The sequence below is a fragment of the Acinetobacter sp. YH16051 genome, assembly GCF_013417135.1.
In the GTDB taxonomy this organism is placed as follows: domain Bacteria; phylum Pseudomonadota; class Gammaproteobacteria; order Pseudomonadales; family Moraxellaceae; genus Acinetobacter; species Acinetobacter towneri.
In genome coordinates this window covers 188,139-211,230 of record NZ_VPEN01000004.1, presented here as the reverse complement: position 1 = coordinate 211,230, position 23,092 = coordinate 188,139, and the positions used below count along the sequence as shown (strand labels likewise).

Genomic DNA, 23,092 nt, shown 5'->3' with positions numbered 1-23,092 from the left:
CAACCTAGTAAATAGCTCGGGATTCAGAAGAAAACTTATGCTGAAACGCTGGGGCTAATCTTGATATAGAAAGTTCCTCATCCTGAGCTATACAAAACGCACGAGAAGGGACTTTCAATACCAATTTGACAGATTGCTTATAATCAATTTCTGATGGATGAAAGCGTGTTAACGTACACGTTGCCCATGTTTATCAATCACCACTTCACCATCTTCTTTGCTGAAGCTTTTTAATTGTGGTTGAGTGAGCAAGTCTAAGACCAGTTCAGAAGGGCGGCACAGTTTCACACCTAACTCGGTCACGACAAATGGACGATTAATTAAAATCGGATGCTCGACCATCAATGCAATTAATTCCGCATCGCTGTGTGAGCTACCTTCAAGTTGCAACTGTTCGTATGGTTCTACATTTTTGCGGATTGCATCGCGCACGCTTAAACCTGCTTGTTGAATCATGCTAGTAAGTTCAGCTTGTGTAGGTGGGGTTTTTAAATATTCAATAATTTCAGGTTCTTGTCCTGTATTACGAATTAATTCTAAAGTATTGCGTGACGTTCCACAGGCAGGGTTATGAAAAATTTTGATGCTGTTGCTCATGTGTAGTGACCCGTTTTAGTCCGATAAAAATTCAATATTGCATTTATATATGGATATGCGTATATTCGCAATAGTTAATATTGAAGTGCAGATAAAAAATGAATCAAACTGATTTTTTTAAATGTTTGTCAGACCCAACCCGACTGGACATTCTGAAATTGGTGATGGCTCAACACAATATTTGTGTATGCGAATTGACAGAACAATTGCAGTTAAATCAACCGAAAATATCACGTCATTTGGCGTTGTTACGGAATTTATCTATTTTGCTAGATCAACGTCAGGGGCAGTGGGTGTATTACCGTTTGAACCCAGATTTACCCGAATGGGCGTTTGCTGTTTTAAATATTATCGCGCAGCAAGATGTCAGCCCGATGACGCACATCAACCCTACAATTGCAACACATTGCGAGTAAGCACATGGCACAGTCCAAACTTTCTTTTTTAGATCGTAATCTGACCTTATGGATTTTTATTGCCATGGGGCTAGGTGTTGCGATTGGCGTGGTATTTCCTGCAGTATCGGCAAGCTTAGATCAAATGAGTGTGGGAACAGTCAATCTTCCCATTGTGATTGGTTTGATTTTGATGATGTATCCACCATTGGCAAAAGTCGATTACGCAGCTTTGCCAGAAGTGTTTAAAGACCGCCGAACCTTGTTGTTGTCTTTGGTACAAAACTGGTTGATTGCTCCGTGTTTGATGTTCGCTTTGGCGATTATTTTCTTGCAAAACTATCCTGAATATATGACAGGTTTGATTTTAATTGGTCTGGCACGCTGTATCGCGATGGTCTTGGTCTGGAACAACTTGGCTTGTGGTGATAACCAATACGTGGCTGCATTAGTTGCGTTTAACAGTATTTTTCAGATTGTATTCTTTAGTACTTATGCATGGCTGTTTCTGAGTTTCTTGCCGCCGTATTTTGGCGTGGCAGGACAAGTGATTGATGTTGGTTTTTGGACAATCACCCAAGCTGTTTTAATCTATTTGGGTATTCCTTTTTTGATGGGCTTTTTAACACGCTTGATTTTAGTGAAAAGCAAAGGCTTAGATTGGTATCAAACGTCTTTTTTACCCAAAATTAGCCCATTTAGTCTGTTGGCATTGCTATTTACCATTGTGGCGATGTTCGCACTAAAAGGTGCAGAAGTACTGAGCTTGCCGATGGATGTTTTACGCATTTCCATTCCATTGATTATTTACTTCGTTGCCATGTTCTTTATTAGCTTCTTTATGAGCAAATGGATGGGCAATGATTATCCACGGACGACCGCCATTTCCTTTACCGCAGCAGGGAATAATTTTGAATTAGCACTTGCTGTTGCCATTGCAACGTTTGGCTTGGCTTCTCCCGTTGCATTTACCACGATTATTGGCCCTTTGGTTGAAGTGCCTGTGTTGATTGCTTTGGTGAGTGTGTCTTTATGGCTGCGTAAAAAGTTTTATCAAAATGAGTCGATTGTCAGTTCAAAGTAATTTTCTTCATTTTGAGGTTTAAGATAAAAACATGGGCATGCGTTGCCCATTTTAGTTTTAAGAGTATGCAGCATGGTATTACCCAATATTGATTTAGATTTATTGCCTACACCAAGTTTTGAACAGGTACAGGCAAAGCCGTTGAACCATCCGCCACGTATTTTATTGATGTACGGTTCAAACCGTGAGCGTTCTTATAGTCGTTTGGCGGTACAGGAAGCGGGCAGAATTTTGGAGCACTTTGGCGCTGAGGTAAAAATTTTCCATCCCAAAGGTTTGCCTTTACCTGAAGATGGCGATGCTTCACATCCCAAAGTTCAAGAGCTGCATGAATTGTTGGCGTGGGCAGAAGGTATGGTTTGGTGTAGCCCAGAACGTCATGGTTCGATGAGCTCAATTTTTAAAGCACAAATTGACTGGATTCCACTTGCTGCAGGTGCAATTCGTGCCACACAAGGTAAAACGCTTGCTTTAATGCAAGTGTGTGGCGGGTCGCAGTCATTTAACAGCGTCAATCAATTGCGTATTTTAGGACGTTGGATGCGGATGATCACCATTCCCAATCAGTCTTCTATTCCTAAAGCCTTTTTAGAGTTTGAGGAAGATGGCCGCATGAAAGCGTCTAGCTATTACGACCGTATTGTCGATGTGATGGAAGAGTTATATAAATTTACTTTGCTGACTCGCGGGCAAGCAGCATATTTGGTAGATCGTTATTCTGAACGTGTGGAAACTGCCGAGCAGTTGTCGCAACGTGTTAATCAGAAGTCTTGATAATTCAATTTTAGATAAGCAAAACCGCATGAGAAAAGGCTGAGAGAGCGATTATTCGGCTTCAAGTCGCTTTAAAATCTGACAATCATCAATGGTTGTTTGTGTGATGCAGGCTTGTCTAAGTTGCTGAAGTTGTAGCTGAAAATGCTGCAACTCGGCAATTTTATCTTCTACATGCCTTAAATGTTCATCAATCAATTCATTCACGGCGCAGCAGTTTTGCTTTGGCTGTTTTTCTAATTCAATCAAAGCTTCAATTTCTTTTAAGTTCATATCTAAAGCACGGCAACGCTTAATAAAAATCAAACGCTTGAGTGCCTCATCATTGTAATAGCGATAATTATTTTCGGCACGAAAGCTTGGGGTGAGTAAGTGTTTCTTTTCATAAAAACGAATTGTATCTGTGCTGACTCCAACTTTTTTAGCTAATTCATGAATTAAATATTGTGCCATACTTGACCTTGGACTAAGTCTATAGTTTTAAATGAGCATAATCGAAACAGTTTCATTTTGAAAGAAGGTGTGTCTATGGCATGTACGTGTAGTCATGAACCTGCGCCAATCAAACCGAATAGTAAATTTAGAACCGCGTTATGGATTGCATTGGTGATCAATCTCAGCATGTTTTTTATCGAGTTGATAGGTGGTGCCTATGCCCATTCATCATCCCTATGGGCAGATTCACTGGATTTCTTTGGAGATGCTGTCAATTACGGGATTTCACTTGCGGTGTTAAGTGCAAGTTTGTATTGGCGTGCTACTGTGGCTTTGGTCAAAGGCATCACGATGGCCTTGTTTGGTGTGGTGGTGATGGGCAAGGTTATCTATGCCTATATACAGGGTATTCCACCTGAAGCCATAACCATGGGTATTATTGGGATCATCGCCTTATTAGCCAATGTGGTTACTGCATTGATTTTATATGCATTTCGAGATGGTGATTCGAATATGAAATCGGTGTGGTTATGTAGCCGTAATGATGCGATTGGTAATTTCGCAGTTATTTTGGCGGCAGTGGGTGTATTTGGTACGGGTAGTTTGATTCCAGATCTTGTGGTAGCCGTGATTATGGCGAGTTTGGGCTTAACAGCGGGATATCATGTGATTCAGCAAGCTTTGGCTGAACGAAGAATGAATGTACCAGAATAAAGAATAAACGTAAAAAGCACTCCATCTGATTTGAGTGATTTAGATGGAGTGCTTTTAATTTTTTGTAGTCGCAATAATTTTAAAATTTGAAGTAAAAATAACGATAAGTTATTCCAAATTGCTATTTACAAAAAATAATATATAACTAAAATTAAAAATAAATTGATGTATTTAAAAATAATTTACACGATGAATAATATTTAATTTTTTTTAAATTGAGGGTTAAATGAAACTAATTAAATTATTTTCTATAGCAAGCCTGATTGCTTTGGCTGGCTGTAGTTCTAAAGTAGTGACTTATGATACTGCAGGGCAAGTGATTGGTTCATGTGTCGCTACACAGGGCTTTCTTTTGGGGGCTAAAGCTGTGTGTTATGGTGGTGCCAACATACAAGGCATTAACTATTCTAAAGTAGATGAGCGCACGGGTTTATTGCCAACCATACCAAATAATTCGCAGATTTCACTGCAACAAGACTAATTTTTTAGAGGGGTAATACAATGAAAATTTCTAGTTTAATCGCATTAACAGCGGCTATTTTGATGACAGGTTGTGCTTCAAAAGTGACAACTTATGATTCGAGTGGTCGTATGATTGGTTCATGTCAGGCAGAGCGTGGGTTTGTAATTGGTGGTGGTGCACACTGTGAAGGACGTGCTAACCAAGAAGGTCGCAGTGTACGTTAATTGATGCTAATGACAAAAAACCGAGCTATTTAGCTCGGTTTTTTAGATTCAACAGCTTTTATTTTTCAACGAAAGCACGTTCAATCACGTAATCGCCCAATTCACCCATACGTGGTGATTCTTTTAAACCATGTTGGTCAAGTAATGCTGCAACATCTTTTAAGAATGCAGGGCTACCACATAACATGGCACGGTCAGTTTCAGGGTTAAAACGTGGTAAACCAATTTTTTCAAAGATTTCACCCGATTCAATTGCCGTGGTCACACGTCCTTGGTTTGGATATTCTTCACGTGTAACGGTTGGGTAATATACCAGTTTTTCACGAATACCAAGTTCTTGGAAAAACTCGTGATTTGGTAATTCATTTAGAATTAAATCTTGATAAGCCAATTCAGAAATGAAACGTGTACCGTGAACCACAATCACTTTTTCAAAGCGTTCATAAGTTTCAGGGTCGCGGATGGTTGCCAAAAATGGAGCTAGACCTGTACCTGAAGAAAGTAAGTATAGGTTTTTACCAGGATTTAAATCATCCAGTACCAAAGTGCCTGTAGGTTTTTTAGAAACCAGCAATTCATCGCCCACTTTTACTTTTTGTAAAATAGACGTTAAAGGGCCATCAGGTACTTTAATTGAGAAGAATTCTAGCTCTTCTTCATAGTTAGCACTGGCAATCGAGTAAGCGCGCATTAAAGGCTTGCCATTTACTTCCAGACCAATCATCACAAATTGACCGTTTTTAAAACGTAGTGCGGTATCGCGAGTCGTTTTAAAACTGAATAAAGTGTCATTCCAGTGGTGTACGTGAGTAATCTTTTCGACGTTGAAAGCAGCCATTAAAGGTCTCAATAAATTATCAAATTAGAACAGCTTGCTATTCTAATCTAAAATCATTCTCTATAAACTGAATATATTTAATTGAGCTTATCAGAAAAAGTGATGAAGACTGATCTAAAAATGCCAATAATCGGATTTATGCACTCTCCCTACCGAGAAAAATTTGGTATTCCTCGTCAACCAAATCTGGTACAGGTCGAATCGTATATTGAAATGCAAGCGCCTTATAACGATGTGTTGGCATTTCAAGGGATCGAAGCGTTTAGTCACTTATGGTTAATCTGGCAATTTCACGACAATAAAAACCAAACCGATGCTCATCCAACCGTACAGAAACAGCAAAACCCCTGTTTTCGTGCACAAGTGCGTCCGCCACGTTTGGGTGGTAATCAAAAAATAGGTGTGTTTGCGACGCGCAGCATGTATCGACCTGCACCCATTGGTTTATCTGTAGTGCAATTTAAACAGGTCAAAAAAGTGGGTAAGTCACTGCGAGTTTATGTGACAGGAGCAGATTTGTTGCATGGCACGCCTATTTTGGATATTAAACCTTATATTCAATATTCAGATGCTGTGCCTGATGCACAAAGTGGTTATGCGCAAGATGAACCCATAAGAAAAACAGTGCTATGGATGGACACAGCCGAAGCGCAAAAAAATCAGTTACTCGGCTCAGGCGTATTGCAACCACAAATTGTGCAGGAATTGGAACAGGTCTTGTCTTTAGATCCACGACCTGCATATCAGGATGATGCTGAACGAATTTACACCATGAATTTTGCAGATTTTGATGTCAGTTTCCGTGTTGATCAGCACGCAGTACATATCCTAAAAATTGTTTTAATCGCTGTCGATTAAACCAGCATATATAAAATAGCCACCAACGCCAGCATGTGCAGAATTTGGGCAGGGGCGAAATACAGTGCAAAGCGCAAACCACCAATGAGCGCGGCATTGACGCATTTGGCAATCGCATGTGCCACCACACCTAAAATTAAGGCATACAAAAGTACCTGCTGGCTCGGTGGACCTTGCATCACCACGGTTGCAATTGCGGCATGAACCTCAAATAACGAGGCGAGCAGGGTACCAATGATTAAACCTGCATCCCCAAGGGTTTGTTCCAAGCCGTATACCATCGCTTGAATTGCGGTCAATGTCGCCACAATAATTGCGGCTTCTTTAAGGCTAAACATACGGGTATCGGTTTCTGGCTTTGCCGTTGCCGTACTTTTATGTTTTTTGAGCAACCAGACACCCGCTACAACCAAAATCGCGATTCCGACCAAACTTGGAATAATTAATAACTTAAACCAAATCAGATTGACACCCGCCACAATAATTAGCATTTGCGCAAGTGTTGCAACACAAGACATCAGAGCTGCGCCCGCATTGGCACGTGCATCACCACGACCTGCGCGCACTTCCATGCCTAAACTGGCGATGGTTGCTGTACTGGACACAAAACCTGAAGCAATGGCAGAAAGCATGAGCGCATTACTGCTGGAAAGTAAACGTTTTGCAATATGTGCCAACGCTTGCACACTTAAAATTAAAATCAGCAGTTTTAAAATCACATAAGGATTAAGAACATTGCCCCATAAGGGGGTATTGGGAGTAAGTGGCAAAGCAATCAATACCAAGGCCAATAAGAACAAGCCATCACGCAGTTCTGCTTCGGTAATCCATTGGCTGATAATGCCATGCATAGTGTGTTTGGTCATGAGTAAGCCAGTCAAAATAACCGACAAACCTGCAGCAAGTGGAATATTCCACAAACACAATGCGCCTATAAAATAGGTCATAACAAAAGCCAATTCGGTGGTTGCACCGGGGTCATCTTCCGTTTGGTTTTTAAGGGAGTACAAACCAATTCCACCAACAATCAGTGCACCCACAATAGCGAGCGGTGTGCCAAATAAAAAGCAGATTGCACCTAACAGTGAGCAAATACCGAAGGTACGCACTCCCGCAAAGTGATGATGTTGTCCATTTCTCTTGCTGCGCTCACGCTCTAAACCAATGAGTAAACCACAGCCTAGCGCTGCTGCAAACATGGTGAGCAGTTCGGGAAAATTGGTGGTGATTAAAGAGGGTGGTGTAAGTGAATCCACAGCAACATTCCAAATACAGGGCGCTATTTTAAACATCATATATTTGAAATGTGCTTATCGCCATTTAAGAATCGCTTTTCCTTGTAAATTCTTGACTGGATTAAACAATACGGCATACATGAGTTGAAGAAGACATTCAGTCCTGAAAGTAAACTCTGCTATAGTAAACCCAGATTTTGGGGCATATAACAATGAATTTTAATTTTGAGATAGACAGTACTTGGTGCTTAGAACAATTAGTCAAAGATGGCAAAATTACCGAGCGTGATCAGGCTTTGGTACAAACCACGCATCGTCAGCGTGATCAATTAAAATGGCATCCGTTACAATGGATTGCCAACTTTAATTTGGTCGATCAAAGTCATCCCCAAACCACTTTAACTTTAAACCGTTTATGCCAATGGCTGGCTGATAAATCAGGCTTGCCATTCTATATTATTGATCCGTTAAAAGCCGATGTTGCTGCTTTAACAGCTGTGATGTCGCAGGAATTTGCACTGCGTAACCGTATTTTAGCGGTGGAAGTGACTGCAGATGCGGTGTTAATTGCGACAGATCAACCTTATAAAAAAGAATGGGTTGCCAACTTAGAACATAGTTTATTGCCCAAAAAAATTCAGCGAGTTTTACTCAGCCCAGATCAATTACAGCGTTATTTGATCGAATATTACCAAGTGAGTCGCGCAGTACACTCATCACAAAAATCTTCTGCACATGACCGTGAAAATAAAGGGGTCGAGGCTTTATTGCAATTGGGCGATACCCAAAACCCAGATGCCAATGATCAACATATTGTGAAGTTGGTGGATTGGGTGCTGCAATTTGCCTTTGAACAAGGCGCAAGTGATATTCACCTCGAACCACGTAAAGACACAGGCAAAGTACGTTTTCGTATTGATGGCGTGTTGCACACCATTTATAACATGCCTGCCAATACGCTTACCGCAGTCATCTCACGGATTAAAATTTTAGGGCGTATGAATGTAGCCGAAAAACGTAAACCGCAAGATGGACGTTTAAAAACCCGAACTCCAAAAGGACAAGAAACTGAACTGCGTTTATCGACCTTACCAACGGCGTTTGGCGAAAAACTGGTGATGCGTATTTTTGACCCAGAAGTATTGGTACGCAGTTTTCAGCAATTGGGTTTTGATAGTCGTTTGTTGAATGAATGGCATGCCCTGACTGCACATAGTCACGGCATTATTTTGGTTACAGGCCCTACAGGTTCGGGTAAAACCACCACGCTGTATTCATCGCTAAAGCAATTGGCTACCGATGAAGTCAATGTCTGCACCATTGAAGACCCGATTGAAATGTTAGAACCGAGTTTTAACCAAATGCAGGTGAATACTGCAATTGATTTAGGTTTTGCCGATGGTGTGCGTGCCTTAATGCGTCAAGACCCTGACATTATTATGGTCGGAGAAATTCGAGATCAGGATACCGCAAATATGGCGATTCAAGCGGCACTGACGGGGCATTTAGTTTTATCGACACTGCATACTAATGATGCGCCGTCAAGTTTGACTCGTTTGCATGATTTGGGCGTGCAGCCATTTTTGACTGCTGCCACAATTTTAGGCGTTTTGGCACAGCGTTTGGTGCGTAAGCTATGTCCGCATTGTAAGCAGGAAGGCTCAATAAATGAAAAAGACTGGGAACATTTGACCTTTGACTACATTATGGAAATGCCTGCACAAGTGTTTAAACCTGTCGGATGCGATGAATGTCGTCAAACGGGCTATAAAGGTCGGGTCGGAATTTATGAGTTTATGCCTTTAAGTTTAGACACCAAACAGCTCATCAGTGCCAATGCCAATTTAAATGAATTACGTCAGCAAGCTAAAAAAGAGGGCATTGAACCGTTGCGTATTGCAGGCGCACGCAAAGTTTTAGAAGGCATGACCACTTTAGAGGAAGTGTTGCGAGTCGTGCCATTAAATTAGCAGATTCAAACTTTTTACGATGAATTTTAAAAAATGGAAATCTTAAGATTCAGCTCATCTTGCTTTGTTTTAATCACCATAACGAAATGAGCAACACAAAAAGGTGAAGCAATGAAATTTACAATGAAAGCAATGTTGATGGCAGGTTTAATGGCAATGGCTTCAATCACCATGGCAAACGACAGCATTAACACCCAAGCACTACATCAAAATGTAACTGTAAAACAAGCTTTAAGCCTGAAAGATGACAGCAAAGTGCAGTTAAAAGGTTATGTGGTGAAATCTATTGGTGATGAAAAATATCAGTTCCGTGATAACACAGGCACTATTACGGTCGATATTGATGATGACTTATGGAATGGCAAAGCCGTTTCTGCCAAAACGCCTGTTACCTTAGTTGGTGAAGTGGATATTGATCACAAGCCTGCAAAACGTATTGAAATAGATGTCGATCAGGTTCGTTTCTAACATTCAATGCGTGCGCATGATTTACTTCAAGCAGCATTCATCACTGAAAAACCACATACCTCACAGGAGGGATGTGGTTTTATAATTCTTAGATTCTTAATTGAAGTACATCAAAAATAACAGAGGATGGCATGCGACTACTCTTGGCTGAAGATGATGTATCACAAGCAGAAAGTATTAAAACCTGGCTGGAAATGGATGGTTATAATGTCGATTGGGTCGAGCGTGGCGATCACGCCATTTTAGCCATTCAGCAGCATCATTATGATTGTGTGTTGTTAGACCGTGGGTTGCCTAAAAATAGCGGTGATGAAATTCTGCACGCTTTACGACAGCAGCAACAGGATACTCCTGTTATTTTCATTACTGCGCGCGATAGTATTCAAGATCGGGTACAGGGACTTGATTTGGGCGCCAATGATTATTTGGTTAAACCGTTTAGCCTTGAAGAACTCTCGGCGCGGGTACGCAGTCAGTTACGCAATGCGCAAAGTCATCCGACACAGCAGCTTGAATTTGCCAACTTGGTTTTAGATACGCAAAGCAAACAAGTGAAAGTGGATGATCAACAGGTCAATTTAACGGCCAAGGAATTCCAGATTTTACATAAACTGATGCAAAACCCGCAGCATGTGGTGACTCGTGAACAGCTCGAAGAGTCTTTATATGCATGGGGCGATGAAATTGAAAGTAATGCGATTGAAGTATTTATTTATCAATTACGCAAAAAAATTGGCAGTAGCCGCATTAAAACCATCCGAGGTTTAGGCTATCGTATGCAGCAAGATAACTAATTCAGTTTGATCTCCGCATGTCTAAACAGGTCATTTCTTTACAGTCCAAACTGGTTAAAAGCTCCGTTTTAAGTTCGGTCTTGGCGGGTGGACTCGCCCTGATTTTATTATTGGCGGTTGCCAGTTATCAGACCATGCGCGTGCATGATGACATTATGGATGAAATAGCCGATATGTTGCTGCGAGCAGACTTGCGTGACCATGCAGGCAATCAGGTCGATGAGTTGAGTGAGCAATTTCATATTGCCTATCAATTGGGATTAGATGATCTGATTTTGACTACCTCTGAAGATGAACATGACATTTCTCAGCTTCACTTGTCTCAGCTTGCCGTGGTATCTGAGCATGGTTTTTCATTTCACTGGCAAGATGGACAAATTTGGCGCAGCTATGTGGCAGAGGAAGATGGCTTGCATGTGATTGTCGCGCAGCCGCTTAAATATCGCTTCAAGGAAATTGCTGCAACCAGTTTAGGTTATGCCGCTATTTTATTGCTGTTGTGGTTGCTGCAATGGGCCATTGTGCATTTTATGATTGGTCGTCAATTTAAGCGGATTCAGCAACTCTCCCAACAAATTGCAGAAAAAAATCAACATGATTTGACGCCAATTATCCCCACACAACCTGAATTGAAAGAACTGCAACCCATGCTGCAGCAATTGAATAAATTGTTGGGGCGAGTAGAGCAGTCTTTAATTGCAGAACAGCGATTTACAGCAGATGCTTCGCATGAATTACGCTCTCCTTTATCTGCCATTCAATTGCGTTTGCAGGTGCTAAAACGTAAATACCAACAACAACCTGAGTTGGCACAAGATTTAGAGCAAATTCAGCGTGATGTCAGTCGTGGTACACAAGTATTGGAAAATTTGCTGTTATTGGCACGTTTAGACCCGACAGATGCGGCATCGTTAAATAAAAGTGCGGTATCTATAGCAGACTTGGTGCAGGAAGTTTTACAAAGTCTGACGCCGTTTATTCAGGAAAAAGCCATTCAGATTCAGTCAGATATTCAACCGATACAAGTGCAAGGCAATCCTGAATTGCTATTTAGCTGCCTGCGCAACTTGATTGACAACGCAGTGCGTTATGCAGCACCTCAAGGACGTATTTGGATTGAAGCGAAACCGCATGAATTGATGCAGGAAATTTGCATCGCCGACAATGGTCATGCAGTGACTGATGACGTTTTGGCACGTTTGGGCGAACGCTTTTACCGTGCTTTAGGCAGTAAAACTCAAGGTTCTGGTTTAGGACTGTCGATTTGTAAGAAAATTATAGAGTTGCATGCAGGAAAAATTGAATTTTCACGTGCTGAACAAGGTGGTTTAAAAGTGCGTATTTTGTTGCCTAAAGCCCAGTTGTAAATATGATTGGTTTTAGGAAGCAAGTTAAAATTAAACAAGTCAGAACTTAAAAGCAGTATGCGCTGATTCATACTGCTGTTTCCACGTTTATTATTGTGTTGATTATTTTAATTATTTTGTGAGAATAAGACGATTGTTACGGGTTAAGCGTAAACGATATTCTTCGCCTGCATGCAAAATACGAATTTCGCGTCCTAGCGCGAACAAGTTATTTGAATGTAACATAGGTAGGGCATGCTGAGTGTCTGAATGACGTGAAAATAAGTTAAATGGGGCGTTCATTTTGAGTTACTCCGTGGTGTGTAAGAATAGTTTTAAATGATAATGATAATCATTATCATGTAAACCTGTCAACGGATTATTTTTAATTTTATAAAAGTCTACAATTTGCAGTAAAACGTACATTGCAAAAAAGGAATCGGGTTCATGTCCAAGCCAAATATTCATGTGGCAATTGCGCTGTTATTTCATCAAAACAAAGTGTTGGTGGGTTGGCGCGAAGCCAAACAACATCAGGGCAATAAACACGAATTTCCAGGTGGGAAAGTGGAAGCAGGCGAAACTCCTGTAGATGCTTGCCGCCGTGAAGTGTTTGAAGAAGTTGGTGTTGGCATACAGCATTGGCATGCTTTTGATATTATTTGCCATGAATATGATGATGTGATTGTCAATCTGCATATTTTTCAGGCTGCTGTACCCGCAGCTTTATTAAAAGATATTCAAGTGCCTTGGACATGGTTTAGCCGTCCGCAACTTTTAGAGCTGAATTTTCCACAAGCCAATCGTGCAATTGTGCAACGACTAGTGTGGCAACAGGCAATTAAAGTCAGTGAAGATTTAAAACATTTAGCAAATTTGCCTAAGCAAAAACTGCTGTATTGGCGGGTTGAACCCAATGCTGCATGCAAGGTCGAATTGTCAGAATATTGCATTGAGCAACTGGGGCAAGTGATTGTCAATTTGGAATTGTGGAAGCAATTAAATACGATTCAGCAACACGCCATTGCAGCAATTCATTTAAAACAATCGCAACTGATGCAATTACAAAAGGGCGATTTAAAAGTTGGGCAGCGTTATATTGCAGCATGTCATGACATTGTTTCGGCACAACATGCACAGCAAATTGGTTGTGAAGCAATTTTACTCAGTCCTGTTTTAGTAACCACCACGCATCATGATGCCACACCTTTAGGATGGGAAAAATTCCAGCAGATCGCTGAATTTGTCGATATTCCTGTTTTTGCTTTGGGTGGCTTAACTCAAGATGATTTAACTACCGCAGAGCAGCATCATGCCTATGGCATTGCAGGTGTACGTTTTATTTGATTTTTTCTAGTTTGCGCAAATAAAAAAATCGCTGATGTAATCACACTCAGCGATTTTTAGTTTATTAAATTATCGTCCTTACAAATCTTTCAAAGCTTGTTGGGCTTGCGCAAGGCTTTTGGCATTATTTTGTTGCTGTGCTGCTTTTTGAATGACTAGCCATAATTGACGTTTCATGGCATCGCTTTGTGCATAGCTTAAACCACGACGTGCCAAGGCTTCTGCATTAGCGGGTTGCTTCTTTTGGTTGGCAATTAAAGCCAAATATAAATAGGTTTCAGCCGCTTGCGGGGCAAGTCGCTGCGCTTGCAAAGCTGCTGTTTCGGCCTGATTGAATTGACCTTGTTTATAAGCGGTCTGGGTTTGCTGCATCAACTTTTGAAAAGCAGGCAAACTACGACCATCCTCTAATTTTTGTTGCACGGTTTGTTGTGGCACCACCACTTGCAACGATTGACGCTTAATTTCTTCACGTTCATAAGGACGAATCACCACACCTTCTGGTGTCGTCACAGTTTTAGGTTTTTCAGGCACAGGCTGAGGAGCAGGCGGTTCAGGTAAACTCTGGCAAGCTACAATCGTTGCCATCGCACCCATAGCGAATGTGGTGAAAAAAACTTGTCTTAAACGTGATAATTTCATAAGCGTAACTGACCGATATCCTCAAGTTTAATTGATATAACTGCCACTTGAGATGACACGACCATCGGTATTGTCATCTGTTACGGGTTCAGTTTCACGGATATAATTTTCGATACTGTCACTGGTTTCAGGAGCTGTTTGCTGAGTTTCAGTATCGGGTTGGTAAACGGGTTCAACTTGATAGTGTGAAAAACCACATGCGGTTGCCTGACGCGGTACATTATTACGATTCACTGGAATATACATCGCACCTTCACAGCCTTGTGCAGATAAATGCCCAGAACTGCGGTCAATCCAATGCCATTGAATTTGTTCGGTCTGACGTAAGTTGACAGGTTTTTGACGCAATTGCTGCATCACATTACTCCAGACAGGCAAAGCACCAGACGAGCCTGTTAAGCCTGTGACTTTGTTATCATCCAAACCAAGCCATACAACGGCTAAATAATTGCCTGAATAGCCCGCAAACCATGAATCACGAGTATCATTGGTTGTACCTGATTTACCTGCCAATTTTAAATCTGTCGATAAGCTATTGTAAGCTGAACGACCTGTACCAGAACTCATCACTTGCTGTAAGCCATAATTCAAAATATAGGCGGCAGAAGGATCAATAGTTTGTTGTACGGTTAAACCATAACGATCCAGTAAACGTCCATTGGCATCGACTACGGTGCGAATCGCTTTGGTCGGATATTTAAAACCACCTGTGGCAAAGTTACCGTAAATGTCCATCACTTGCATTGGTGATAAATCTACCGCACCCAAGAAAATAGATGGATATTGCGGAACCGCATCACTTGGTACACCAAATTTAATGAGGTGATTACGGAAGGTAGATAATCCAAACTCCTGTCCCAAACGAACTGCAGATAGGTTATAAGACTGAGATAGGGCTTGTGACATAGACACAATCCCATGATCGCTGCCGCTATAATTACGTGGTGTCCAAGATTTACCATCAATTGGGATGCTGATTTGGCTGTCTTCTACAGGACTTGCCCAGTTATATCGACCAGACTCAATCGCACTTAAATAAATAATTGGTTTGAGCAGTGAGCCAACTTGACGTTTGGCATCCAAGGCACGGTTAAAACCCGTAAAATCTTGCGTAGAACCTACCGCTGCCACTAACTCGCCATTTTCAGGATGAGAAATTAGCACCGCGCCTTGTAATTCTTTTAAACGCTTTGGATTGGCTTTGCTTAAACGCTCAACCGATGCTTTAAAAGCATTTTGTACGTTGGTTTGTGCAATCGGATCAAGCGTCGTGAAGATACGCAAACCCTGATTGGTCAAATCTCCTTCTTGATATTCAGTACGTAATTGACGGCGGACAATATCTAAAAAGTCAGGGAAACGGGCAGGGCCAATGGTCGGTTTTGTAATGACATTTAAGGGACGCGCAGTTTCTTTTTCATATTGTTCTTGGTTTAAATAACCCATCACCAACATATTGTTTAGTACAATGTCACGACGTTTTTTGGCAGCTTCAGTGTTGCGCCAAGGATTATATAATGATGGACCTTGTACCAAACCGACCAAAAAGGCTTGTTGTGAAATGTTTAGCTCACGCAACGGCATACCAAAATAAAACTGTGAAGCTAGACCATAACCATTAATAGAATAGTTACCGTTTTGACCTAAATTCACCTCATTTAAATAGGCTTCTAAGATTTCATCTTTGCTGTAATGTAGTTCAATCAGCATGGCCATGAGTGCTTCATTGGCCTTACGTTTTAAGGTGCGTTCTGGGCTTAAATAAAAGTTTTTCACCAATTGCTGCGTAAGGGTAGAACCACCCTGACGTTTGCCACCAGTGACGTTGCTGACAATAGCACGTGCAGTACCACGAATTGAAACGCCGTGATGTTGATAGAAATTACGATCTTCAGTGGCAATAAGGGCTTCAATCAGCGGTTTAGGTACTTTATTCAGTTTAATCAGCACACGATCTTCATTGTGCTGTGGATAAATTCCGCCAATCAACATCGGTTCTAAACGTGCAATACCTGTATTAGATGGTTTGGTGGCGCTCACTTCACTGATTTGATTGTTGGCAAAACTTACTTTTAGTACTTGTTCAGGTTCGACACTATCGCCAAAGTCAAAACCACGGGTATGCACAAATAAGGTATTGCCATCTGTGACATAACTGCCTGTTTTGGCGTAATTATCAGTATTTTTATAACCCAGCAGTTTTAGTTCTTGCGTAAAGTCAGTCTGACTCACAGGTGCATTGCTATACACTTCTAATGGGCGTGCAAATACCTTGGCTGGAATATCCCATCGTTGTCCCTCGAATTTGTCTCTGACAATATTATCTAGACGAATCAAGTAGATACTAAATGCAATAAACCCACCAATAACGATAATGCAAAACAGTAATGCAATTATGCCTATGCCACGCTCAGACTTCATAAATCGCGATAAGATCCTGATAAATTTTGCTAATCATGCGAAGCTTTTACTGAATTTGCAATAATTAATCTGTGACTGAACAGAAAATTACGTCATAAAATAGGCCGTAAAATGTAGTTTTAAAGTTTTTTTAAATCAATCGGGTTAGTGCTATTATAGGCATCGAATCGTAGCGGAGCGATATCGCAGGTGCAACTCTCACATAAGAACTTTCGGAACATTGGACTGATTGGTCGTCCAGACAAATATTCTGTCGTAGAAACTTTATGTCTGATCCATGATCATATTTTAGGCTTGGGCTTGCATCCCGTTTTTGATTCTGAAACTGCTGAACTTGTGCCTTATGCCAACACACAAACCGTTAGCCGTGCTTTATTGGGGGAAGTGGTTGATTTGGTGATTGTGGTGGGTGGCGATGGTTCATTACTGCATGCAGCACGGGCACTGGTCAAATACAATACGCCTGTGATTGGTGTGAACCGTGGTCGTTTAGGTTTCTTGACCGATATTAAACCGACTGAAGTTATTTTTAAATTAGATCAAGTGTTACAAGGTCACTTCCAGTCAGACCGTCGTTTTTTACTGGAAATGGAAGTGCGCTCTAAAGGCGAAATCATTTATGAAGCGATTGCTTTAAATGATGTGGTGCTGCATTCGGGCAAGTCTGTGCACATGATTGACTTTGAGCTGAACATTGATGGGCAGTATGTCTACCGTCAGCATAGTGATGGTCTAATTGTTTCAACCCCTACAGGTTCAACCGCTTATGCTTTGTCGGGTGGTGGGCCAATTGTACATCCAAGCATGGATGCAATTGCGTTGGTGCCTATGCATCCACATACGTTGTCTTCGCGTCCAATTGTGGTGGGCGGACACAGTGAAATTAAAATCCAGATTCGTGAAAACCGTGTGTTGCCAATGGTCAGTGCCGATGGTCAACATAGTGTTTCATTAAATGTTGGAGATAGTTTGCATATCCGCAAACATCCTTATAAATTGAATTTATTACATCCACCAGGTTATGACTTTTATATGGCATGTCGTACCAAGTTAGGATGGAACCAAGATTTTGAATCAATGCAACAGCAGGATGAATGATGAATATTGAACAAATGCTTGCCGTACTCGATCCTGAAATTGTTGGACGTTTAAAAACGGCAGTTGAAATTGGTAAATGGCCAAATGGCGTTGCTTTGACCAAGGAGCAACGTGAAATTTGCATGCAAGCGGTATATGCATGGGAAATGAAAAACCTGCCTGAAACCGAGCGCAGTGGCTATATTGATCGTGGCACTAAAGAAGAAGGCGAGCAATGTGATGACGATCATCACAAGCATGAGGAATTTAAACCTATTCGTTTTGTTTAAATCACGCCATGTAACTTTTAATTTAGAATTGAAAGCGCAAAAAGACACCTCTGAAGGTGTCTTTTTTATTGCCGTATTTTTAGCAAAGTTTTGGGTTTTAGTGATGGCGATTTTGCCAAAGCTGCTGTGCGGTTTGCATCGCTACAGCATAATCATCACAAACGCCCATGGTATATAAAGCGATACCTATGGTTTCGGTAATGGCGACTTCACCATATTCATGCGGTTGCTGACCTAACCACACCGCTTTCAAAACAGCCAAATCTAGTTCTTCTTCTACAGGGCTGCGGCTATCGGTCAATTTAGGTAGTTCGTGCTCATATAAGGTGCCATTCTTAATACCACAAATTAAAGTTCTGGCATCTGGATTGCGTTCAAATTCACCACCTTCACCTTTAATGACCGCACTGTTTTGATAACCTAGCTGAAATGCCGCTTGTTGATGTGAACTGCGGTAAGCAGGATGGAAAATAGCCTGCATCGTGGCTTTGGCATTAAATGGATTGATCAGCCGAGCAAGGGTATGAATTGGCGAGCGCAAACCCATGACATTGCGTAAGTTGATAAGATCACTCAAAATGGGTGAAATGGCATGTAGCGGCAAATAGGCAAAATTGCGTTGTGCCAATTGCTCCTCAACTTGTAGGTCGTTTTCGCAAATGGGGAAACCTAAATATTGCAGTGCTTGTTCGGTATATAAGCGGTTAATGGTGTGCCCAGAAGCGCCATGCATGACTACTTTATAGCCATGCTTTGCCAAAGTCAGTGCCGCCAATAAAAACCACGGATAATGTTTGCGTTTACCTGCATAAGAAGACCAATCTAAATCGACCTGTAGTGGTTTAAATTGCAACTGATCACGAGTCGCTTGGACAAAGCCTGCCAATTCATCTACCGATTCTTCTTTTACACGCAGTAGCATTAAAAAAGCACCCAATTGCACATCCAGCACTTCATTGCGCAAAATCATGCCAAAGGCTTGATAGGCTTCATCATAGGTCAGTGAGCGTGCGCCTGTTTTGCCTTTGCCAATAATTCGAATAAATTGTGCGAATGGATGTTCTGCATCTTTATAAATATTTCTTTTATTGGGGTTTGTATTTGGCATAAGCGAGTTCACACACATCTTTAGTTAGTATACTAGTGTATAAACTTCGGCAACAGTTTGCAGCACTATTCACAGCTTCAGCTTGTACGAGCTGCCACAAGTTTCATTGCATATCTGAAATGACGACTAAAGTTTGACTGTAAAGTAAGACAATCTGTAGGGATAACACATGACAGCCTGTATAAAAATGCATAGCATGGATACTATTGAAAACAACAATTGAAAAATAAAGGATTGGATATGCTGGCTTATGATGCTGATTTAGAATTATTTAGAGATAACTTTCGACGTTTTATGCAGGAGCATATTGCACCGCATTATGCTGCGTGGGAACGTGAGGGCATCATGCCGCGCAGCGTGTGGAATCTGTTAGGTGAAAATGGCTTTTTATGTATTGATGTGCCTGAAGAATATGGCGGCTATGGTGTTCCAACGCATTATTCCCTAATGTTGGTCGAAGAATCGGCACGTGCAGGTTATAGCGCACTTTCTACAGGTATTTCCTGTCACTCTGAAATCGCTGCGCCGTACATTTTGCATATTGGTACAGAAGAACAAAAACAATACTGGCTGCCTAAAATGGTGTCGGGTGAAGTGGTTGGTGCAATTGGCATGACCGAGCCAGGTGCGGGTTCAGACTTACAAGCCATGCGTACCAACGCCATTTTGCAAGATGATCATTATGTACTGAATGGTTCTAAAACCTTTATTTCTAACGGTCAGCATGCAGACTTAGTGGTTTTGGCAGTAAAAACAGATCCGCAAGCACGTGCCAAAGGCGTGTCGCTCATGTTGGTCGATACTCATTTAGAAGGCTTTAAAAAAGGCACCAATTTGGAAAAAATTGGTTTGCATTCACAAGACACGTCAGAGCTATTCTTTGACAATGTCAAAGTGCCGAAAAATCAATTGTTAGGACAGGCAGGGCATGGTTTTGCCTATTTAATGCAAGAATTGCCACGTGAACGTACTGCGATTGCAGCTACTGCATTGGGTGCTATTCGAGGTTCAATTGATGTGACCACACAATATGTGCAAGAGCGTCAGGCGTTTGGACAAGCCATTGGTCAGTTCCAGAATACCCGTTTTGTTTTGGCACAGGCTAAAATTGATGAATTGGCAACCGCTGCTTTTTATAATCAAAACGTCGAATTGTATATGCAGGGCAAACTGGACGTCGAAACTGCAGCCGCTTTAAAAAGCTTTGCGACAGATATGCAAATGAAAATTGCCGATCAATTGCTGCAACTGTTTGGCGGTTATGGCTATATGACGGAATACCCGATTTCTCGTTTCTTTGTCGATGCGCGAATCCAGCGAATTTACGGTGGAACCAATGAAATTATGAAAGAAATTGTCGCGCGTGGTTTATTAGGGCGTTAAAACAATGCCTAAAAGTCCAATTGAATAAAGATCAAGGATCATCTCCAGAGTCAGCCCAGTGCTGGCTCTTTTTTTATGAATTTGATCAGACTTAAAAGCAATGAGCTGATTGATAATTACACTTAAAAATAAAATTACACCGCTTAGAATTAGAGATGCAAAAAAGAAAAGCATAGTTGCCCAGTTTTAAGCGGTACGTTGTGCAAAGTTGCGGCTTAAATGTATAGATTGGTGATGCTTTGATCAACTGTATGTTTTTAAATCTGAAACACTGAAAGTTGTATTGCGCAACATTTGAAAGCTAACTATTGTTATACTATTTGCAAAATGTTTATGAAGGGCGACATAACAATGATCCAAGACGATCAGAACACAACGACTTCTCTTGATCTCGCTAAAATCCGTGAAGATATTGACTCTGTAGATCAACAGATTCAGCAGCTGATTAACCGTCGAGCACGACTTGCTGAAGCGGTGGCGAAAGCAAAATTTGCAGCAGAAGAGAGCCCGTTGTTTTACCGTCCTGAACGTGAAGCGCAAGTTTTACGTAATGTTATGGAACGCAACGAAGGGCCGTTGTCTGATGTGACCATGGCACGTTTATTCCGTGAAATTATGTCGGCATGTTTGGCACTTGAAGCGCCACAAAGTATTGCGTTTTTAGGGCCAATTGGTACTTATACGCATTCCGCAGTACTTAAACATTTTGGTCAAGACGCGATTGTGCGTCCTTTGCCTACTATTGATGAAGTCTTCCGTGAAGTGGAAGCAGGTAGTGCGCACTATGGTTTAGTGCCTGTCGAAAACTCATCTGAAGGTGTGGTGAACCATACTTTAGACTGCTTTAAATCATCGCCATTAAATGTGATTGGTGAAGTGGAATTGCGTATTCATCACCAATTCCTTGTGTCAGAAAACACTCGTAAAGACAGCATTAAACAAATTTATGCGCATCAGCAAACTTTGGCACAATGCCGTAAATGGTTAGATGTACATTATCCGGGTGTAGAACGTGTGGCACTCAGCTCCAATGCAGAAGCAGCGCGCCGTATTCGTAATGAATGGCATTCTGCTGCAATTGCTTCTGAAATTGCGGCCAATATTTACGAACTCGAAATTTTACATAGCAATATTGAAGATAACCCAGAAAATACCACACGTTTCTTGGTGATTGGTCGTGAGAAAGTTCCACCAAGTGGCAATGATAAAACTTCATTGTTGGTGTCTGCACATGACCGCGCAGGGGCATTGCTTGAGATTCTTGCACCATTTGCGAAGCACAATATTAGCTTGACCAGTATTGAAACACGTCCTGCCTTGCCTGAAAAATGGGCCTATGTATTCTTCATTGACCTAGAAGGGCATGTCGAGCAAGACAATGTCCGTGCAGCGATTGAAGAAATCCGTCCATTGGTGAAAGAAATTCGTGTCTTGGGTTCTTATCCTGCTGCCGTGTTGTAATCGTATTTAATTCAGTGATGTGCATGTTTGTCATGCGCGCCACATTCACCACCTAGTCAACTGGAAGTGTAAAATGTCGTTTGTCCCAGCCAATGAAGGCATCTCGAAGTTAAAGCCTTATCAACCAGGTAAACCAATCAGTGAACTTGAGCGTGAGTTGGGGATTACAGATATCGTCAAACTTGCTTCAAATGAAAACCCATTGGGCTGTTCAGACAAAGTTAAAGAAGCCGTTGCAGCAGAAATTGCTGAAATTGGTCGCTATCCAGATGGTGGTGGTTTTATTTTAAAAGACCAAATTCAAAAACAATTTGGCTTTGCGCATGACCGTATTACTTTGGGTAATGGTTCAAACGATTTGCTTGAAATGTTTGCTCGTGCATTCGTTTCAGACAAAGATTCAGTTTTGTATAGTCAGCATGCTTTTGCGGTCTATGCCTTGGTAACGCAAGCAATTAATGCACAAGCCATTGAAGTGCCTGCCAAAGGCTTCTCACATGACTTGGATGCTATGGCAGCAGCAATTCAAGACAACACTAAATTAATTTTTATTGCGAACCCAAATAACCCAACAGGCACATGGTTTGAAGAGGCTGAATTTGAAGCCTTTATGCAAAAAGTTCCTGCACGGGTGATTGTGGTATTAGATGAAGCCTATGTGGAATATTTCCCAGAAAACTTCAACAGCCTTAAATTCCTTGAGCAATATCCAAACTTAATCGTGAGCCGTACTTTATCTAAGTGCTATGGTTTGGCGGCGCTGCGCGTTGGTTTTGCTTTAGCTTCTGCAGAAGTGACCGATTATTTAAACCGTATTCGTCAACCATTTAACGTCAATCACTTGGCAATGGTGGCTGCGGTTGCGGCATTAAAAGACGAAGATTTTATCGAAAAATCACGTATTGCCAACAAAGCAGGCATGGCGCAATTGGAAGCAGGCTTTAAAGCATTGGGTCTGAATTATGTGCCTTCACGTGCTAACTTTATTTTGGTAGATGTAGAAGCCGATCCGGGTCAAACTTTTAATGCCTTATTGAAAGAAGGTGTAATTGTACGTCCTGTGGGTATTACGACCCATTTACGTGTTTCAATTGGCACAGAAGCAGAAAATGCCAAGTTCCTGCGTGCATTAGCCAAAGTATTGGGCAAGGAAGCGAAGGCATAAAAC

General features: G+C 41.4%; 25 protein-coding genes. 17 read left to right on the top strand and 8 right to left on the bottom strand.

The genetic code is table 11. The features are described 5' to 3' along the window. Positions 1-168: 168 nt before the first annotated feature. Positions 169-597, bottom strand: a complete 429-nt coding sequence (gene arsC, locus FTV41_RS05650) for an arsenate reductase (glutaredoxin) (protein ID WP_167846112.1) — start codon at positions 595-597, stop codon at positions 169-171. 98 nt (positions 598-695) lie between these two features. On the opposite strand from arsC, the gene FTV41_RS05645 reads away from it, so the two are divergent. From FTV41_RS05645 to arsH, 3 genes are all read left to right on the top strand, one after another. Continuing rightward, entirely contained in the window at positions 696-1,013 is a 318-nt protein-coding gene (locus tag FTV41_RS05645; protein WP_004972936.1) for a metalloregulator ArsR/SmtB family transcription factor, read from the top strand. 4 nt (positions 1,014-1,017) lie between these two features. Beyond that, positions 1,018-2,076, top strand: a complete 1,059-nt coding sequence (arsB, locus tag FTV41_RS05640) for an ACR3 family arsenite efflux transporter (protein WP_179991050.1) — start codon at positions 1,018-1,020, stop codon at positions 2,074-2,076. Between the two features lie 72 nt (positions 2,077-2,148). After that, a complete protein-coding gene (gene arsH, locus FTV41_RS05635) occupies positions 2,149-2,850 on the top strand; it encodes an arsenical resistance protein ArsH (protein WP_178865848.1) in 702 nt (233 codons plus the stop codon). Between the two features lie 51 nt (positions 2,851-2,901). On the opposite strand, the gene FTV41_RS05630 is transcribed toward arsH, so the two are convergent. Continuing rightward, positions 2,902-3,303, bottom strand: a complete 402-nt coding sequence (locus FTV41_RS05630; RefSeq protein WP_136144351.1) for a MerR family transcriptional regulator — start codon at positions 3,301-3,303, stop codon at positions 2,902-2,904. Positions 3,304-3,378: 75 nt separating this feature from the next. On the opposite strand from FTV41_RS05630, the gene FTV41_RS05625 reads away from it, so the two are divergent. From FTV41_RS05625 to FTV41_RS05615, 3 genes are all read left to right on the top strand, one after another. Next, positions 3,379-3,999, top strand: a complete 621-nt coding sequence (locus FTV41_RS05625) for a cation transporter (protein ID WP_096901843.1) — start codon at positions 3,379-3,381, stop codon at positions 3,997-3,999. A gap of 226 nt (positions 4,000-4,225) precedes the next feature. Next, positions 4,226-4,480 (top strand): hypothetical protein, encoded by a 255-nt coding sequence (locus FTV41_RS05620; RefSeq protein ID WP_179991052.1) that lies wholly within the window; start codon positions 4,226-4,228, stop codon positions 4,478-4,480. Positions 4,481-4,500: 20 nt separating this feature from the next. Further along, positions 4,501-4,686: a hypothetical protein gene (locus FTV41_RS05615; protein WP_004972947.1), complete on the top strand. Its 186-nt coding sequence runs from the start codon at positions 4,501-4,503 to the stop codon at positions 4,684-4,686. A 58-nt stretch (positions 4,687-4,744) separates the two neighbouring features. Here the strand turns inward: FTV41_RS05615 and FTV41_RS05610 are convergent, their stop codons facing one another. Further along, a complete protein-coding gene (locus tag FTV41_RS05610) occupies positions 4,745-5,524 on the bottom strand; it encodes a ferredoxin--NADP reductase (RefSeq protein ID WP_004972950.1) in 780 nt (259 codons plus the stop codon). Between the two features lie 102 nt (positions 5,525-5,626). Between FTV41_RS05610 and tsaA the strand changes: the two genes are divergently transcribed. Continuing rightward, a complete protein-coding gene (gene tsaA, locus FTV41_RS05605) occupies positions 5,627-6,382 on the top strand; it encodes a tRNA (N6-threonylcarbamoyladenosine(37)-N6)-methyltransferase TrmO (protein WP_179990671.1) in 756 nt (251 codons plus the stop codon). Here the strand turns inward: tsaA and FTV41_RS05600 are convergent. Next, positions 6,379-7,581 (bottom strand): DUF4010 domain-containing protein, encoded by a 1,203-nt coding sequence (locus FTV41_RS05600; RefSeq protein ID WP_179996266.1) that lies wholly within the window; start codon positions 7,579-7,581, stop codon positions 6,379-6,381. The genes tsaA and FTV41_RS05600 overlap by 4 nt on opposite strands. 248 nt (positions 7,582-7,829) lie before the next feature. On the opposite strand from FTV41_RS05600, the gene FTV41_RS05595 reads away from it, so the two are divergent. The 4 genes from FTV41_RS05595 to FTV41_RS05580 all read left to right on the top strand — a co-directional run bounded on the left by FTV41_RS05595 (position 7,830) and on the right by FTV41_RS05580 (position 12,216). Beyond that, positions 7,830-9,587, top strand: a complete 1,758-nt coding sequence (locus tag FTV41_RS05595; protein WP_004972956.1) for a GspE/PulE family protein — start codon at positions 7,830-7,832, stop codon at positions 9,585-9,587. 111 nt (positions 9,588-9,698) lie between these two features. Continuing rightward, positions 9,699-10,055 carry a NirD/YgiW/YdeI family stress tolerance protein gene (locus FTV41_RS05590; RefSeq protein ID WP_104852196.1) on the top strand — a complete coding sequence of 119 codons (357 nt, stop codon included), beginning with the start codon at positions 9,699-9,701 and terminating at the stop codon, positions 10,053-10,055. A 131-nt stretch (positions 10,056-10,186) separates the two neighbouring features. Then, positions 10,187-10,849: a response regulator transcription factor gene (locus FTV41_RS05585; RefSeq protein ID WP_096901847.1), complete on the top strand. Its 663-nt coding sequence runs from the start codon at positions 10,187-10,189 to the stop codon at positions 10,847-10,849. 17 nt (positions 10,850-10,866) lie between these two features. Then, on the top strand, positions 10,867-12,216 hold the full coding sequence (locus FTV41_RS05580) for a HAMP domain-containing sensor histidine kinase (protein WP_004972962.1): 1,350 nt from the start codon (positions 10,867-10,869) through the stop codon (positions 12,214-12,216). A gap of 111 nt (positions 12,217-12,327) precedes the next feature. On the opposite strand, the gene hemP is transcribed toward FTV41_RS05580, so the two are convergent. Further along, positions 12,328-12,498 (bottom strand): hemin uptake protein HemP, encoded by a 171-nt coding sequence (gene hemP, locus FTV41_RS05575; RefSeq protein WP_004972965.1) that lies wholly within the window; start codon positions 12,496-12,498, stop codon positions 12,328-12,330. Between the two features lie 144 nt (positions 12,499-12,642). On the opposite strand from hemP, the gene FTV41_RS05570 reads away from it, so the two are divergent. After that, the gene (locus tag FTV41_RS05570) at positions 12,643-13,542 is read left to right on the top strand and encodes an NUDIX domain-containing protein (protein WP_096901851.1); all 900 of its coding nucleotides are present in this window, start codon (positions 12,643-12,645) and stop codon (positions 13,540-13,542) included. A 78-nt stretch (positions 13,543-13,620) separates the two neighbouring features. Here the strand turns inward: FTV41_RS05570 and FTV41_RS05565 are convergent, their stop codons facing one another. Continuing rightward, positions 13,621-14,139 carry a hypothetical protein gene (locus FTV41_RS05565; RefSeq protein ID WP_096901888.1) on the bottom strand — a complete coding sequence of 173 codons (519 nt, stop codon included), beginning with the start codon at positions 14,137-14,139 and terminating at the stop codon, positions 13,621-13,623. Between the two features lie 72 nt (positions 14,140-14,211). Then, a complete protein-coding gene (mrcB, locus tag FTV41_RS05560) occupies positions 14,212-16,605 on the bottom strand; it encodes a penicillin-binding protein 1B (RefSeq protein WP_179996261.1) in 2,394 nt (797 codons plus the stop codon). Between the two features lie 180 nt (positions 16,606-16,785). Here mrcB and FTV41_RS05555 point away from each other — a divergent pair, with 180 nt between their 5' ends. Both FTV41_RS05555 and FTV41_RS05550 read left to right on the top strand, forming a co-directional pair. Next, on the top strand, positions 16,786-17,703 hold the full coding sequence (locus FTV41_RS05555) for an NAD(+) kinase (RefSeq protein WP_236162403.1): 918 nt from the start codon (positions 16,786-16,788) through the stop codon (positions 17,701-17,703). Beyond that, the gene (locus FTV41_RS05550) at positions 17,703-17,972 is read left to right on the top strand and encodes a YeaC family protein (RefSeq protein WP_168417984.1); all 270 of its coding nucleotides are present in this window, start codon (positions 17,703-17,705) and stop codon (positions 17,970-17,972) included. Before FTV41_RS05555 ends, FTV41_RS05550 begins: the two co-directional genes overlap by 1 nt. Before the next feature lie 97 nt (positions 17,973-18,069). On the opposite strand, the gene FTV41_RS05545 is transcribed toward FTV41_RS05550, so the two are convergent. Next, positions 18,070-19,080: a glycosyl transferase family protein gene (locus tag FTV41_RS05545; protein ID WP_179996260.1), complete on the bottom strand. Its 1,011-nt coding sequence runs from the start codon at positions 19,078-19,080 to the stop codon at positions 18,070-18,072. Positions 19,081-19,320: 240 nt separating this feature from the next. Here FTV41_RS05545 and FTV41_RS05540 point away from each other — a divergent pair, with 240 nt between their 5' ends. From FTV41_RS05540 to hisC, 3 genes are all read left to right on the top strand, one after another. Then, entirely contained in the window at positions 19,321-20,463 is a 1,143-nt protein-coding gene (locus FTV41_RS05540) for an acyl-CoA dehydrogenase family protein (protein WP_096901859.1), read from the top strand. Between the two features lie 351 nt (positions 20,464-20,814). After that, positions 20,815-21,924, top strand: coding sequence for a prephenate dehydratase (gene pheA / locus FTV41_RS05535; RefSeq protein WP_004972976.1), 1,110 nt, complete (start codon positions 20,815-20,817; stop codon positions 21,922-21,924). Positions 21,925-21,997: 73 nt separating this feature from the next. Further along, complete coding sequence (gene hisC, locus FTV41_RS05530) at positions 21,998-23,089, top strand: histidinol-phosphate transaminase (protein ID WP_179996259.1); 1,092 nt, start codon at positions 21,998-22,000, stop codon at positions 23,087-23,089. Positions 23,090-23,092 lie beyond the last annotated feature (3 nt).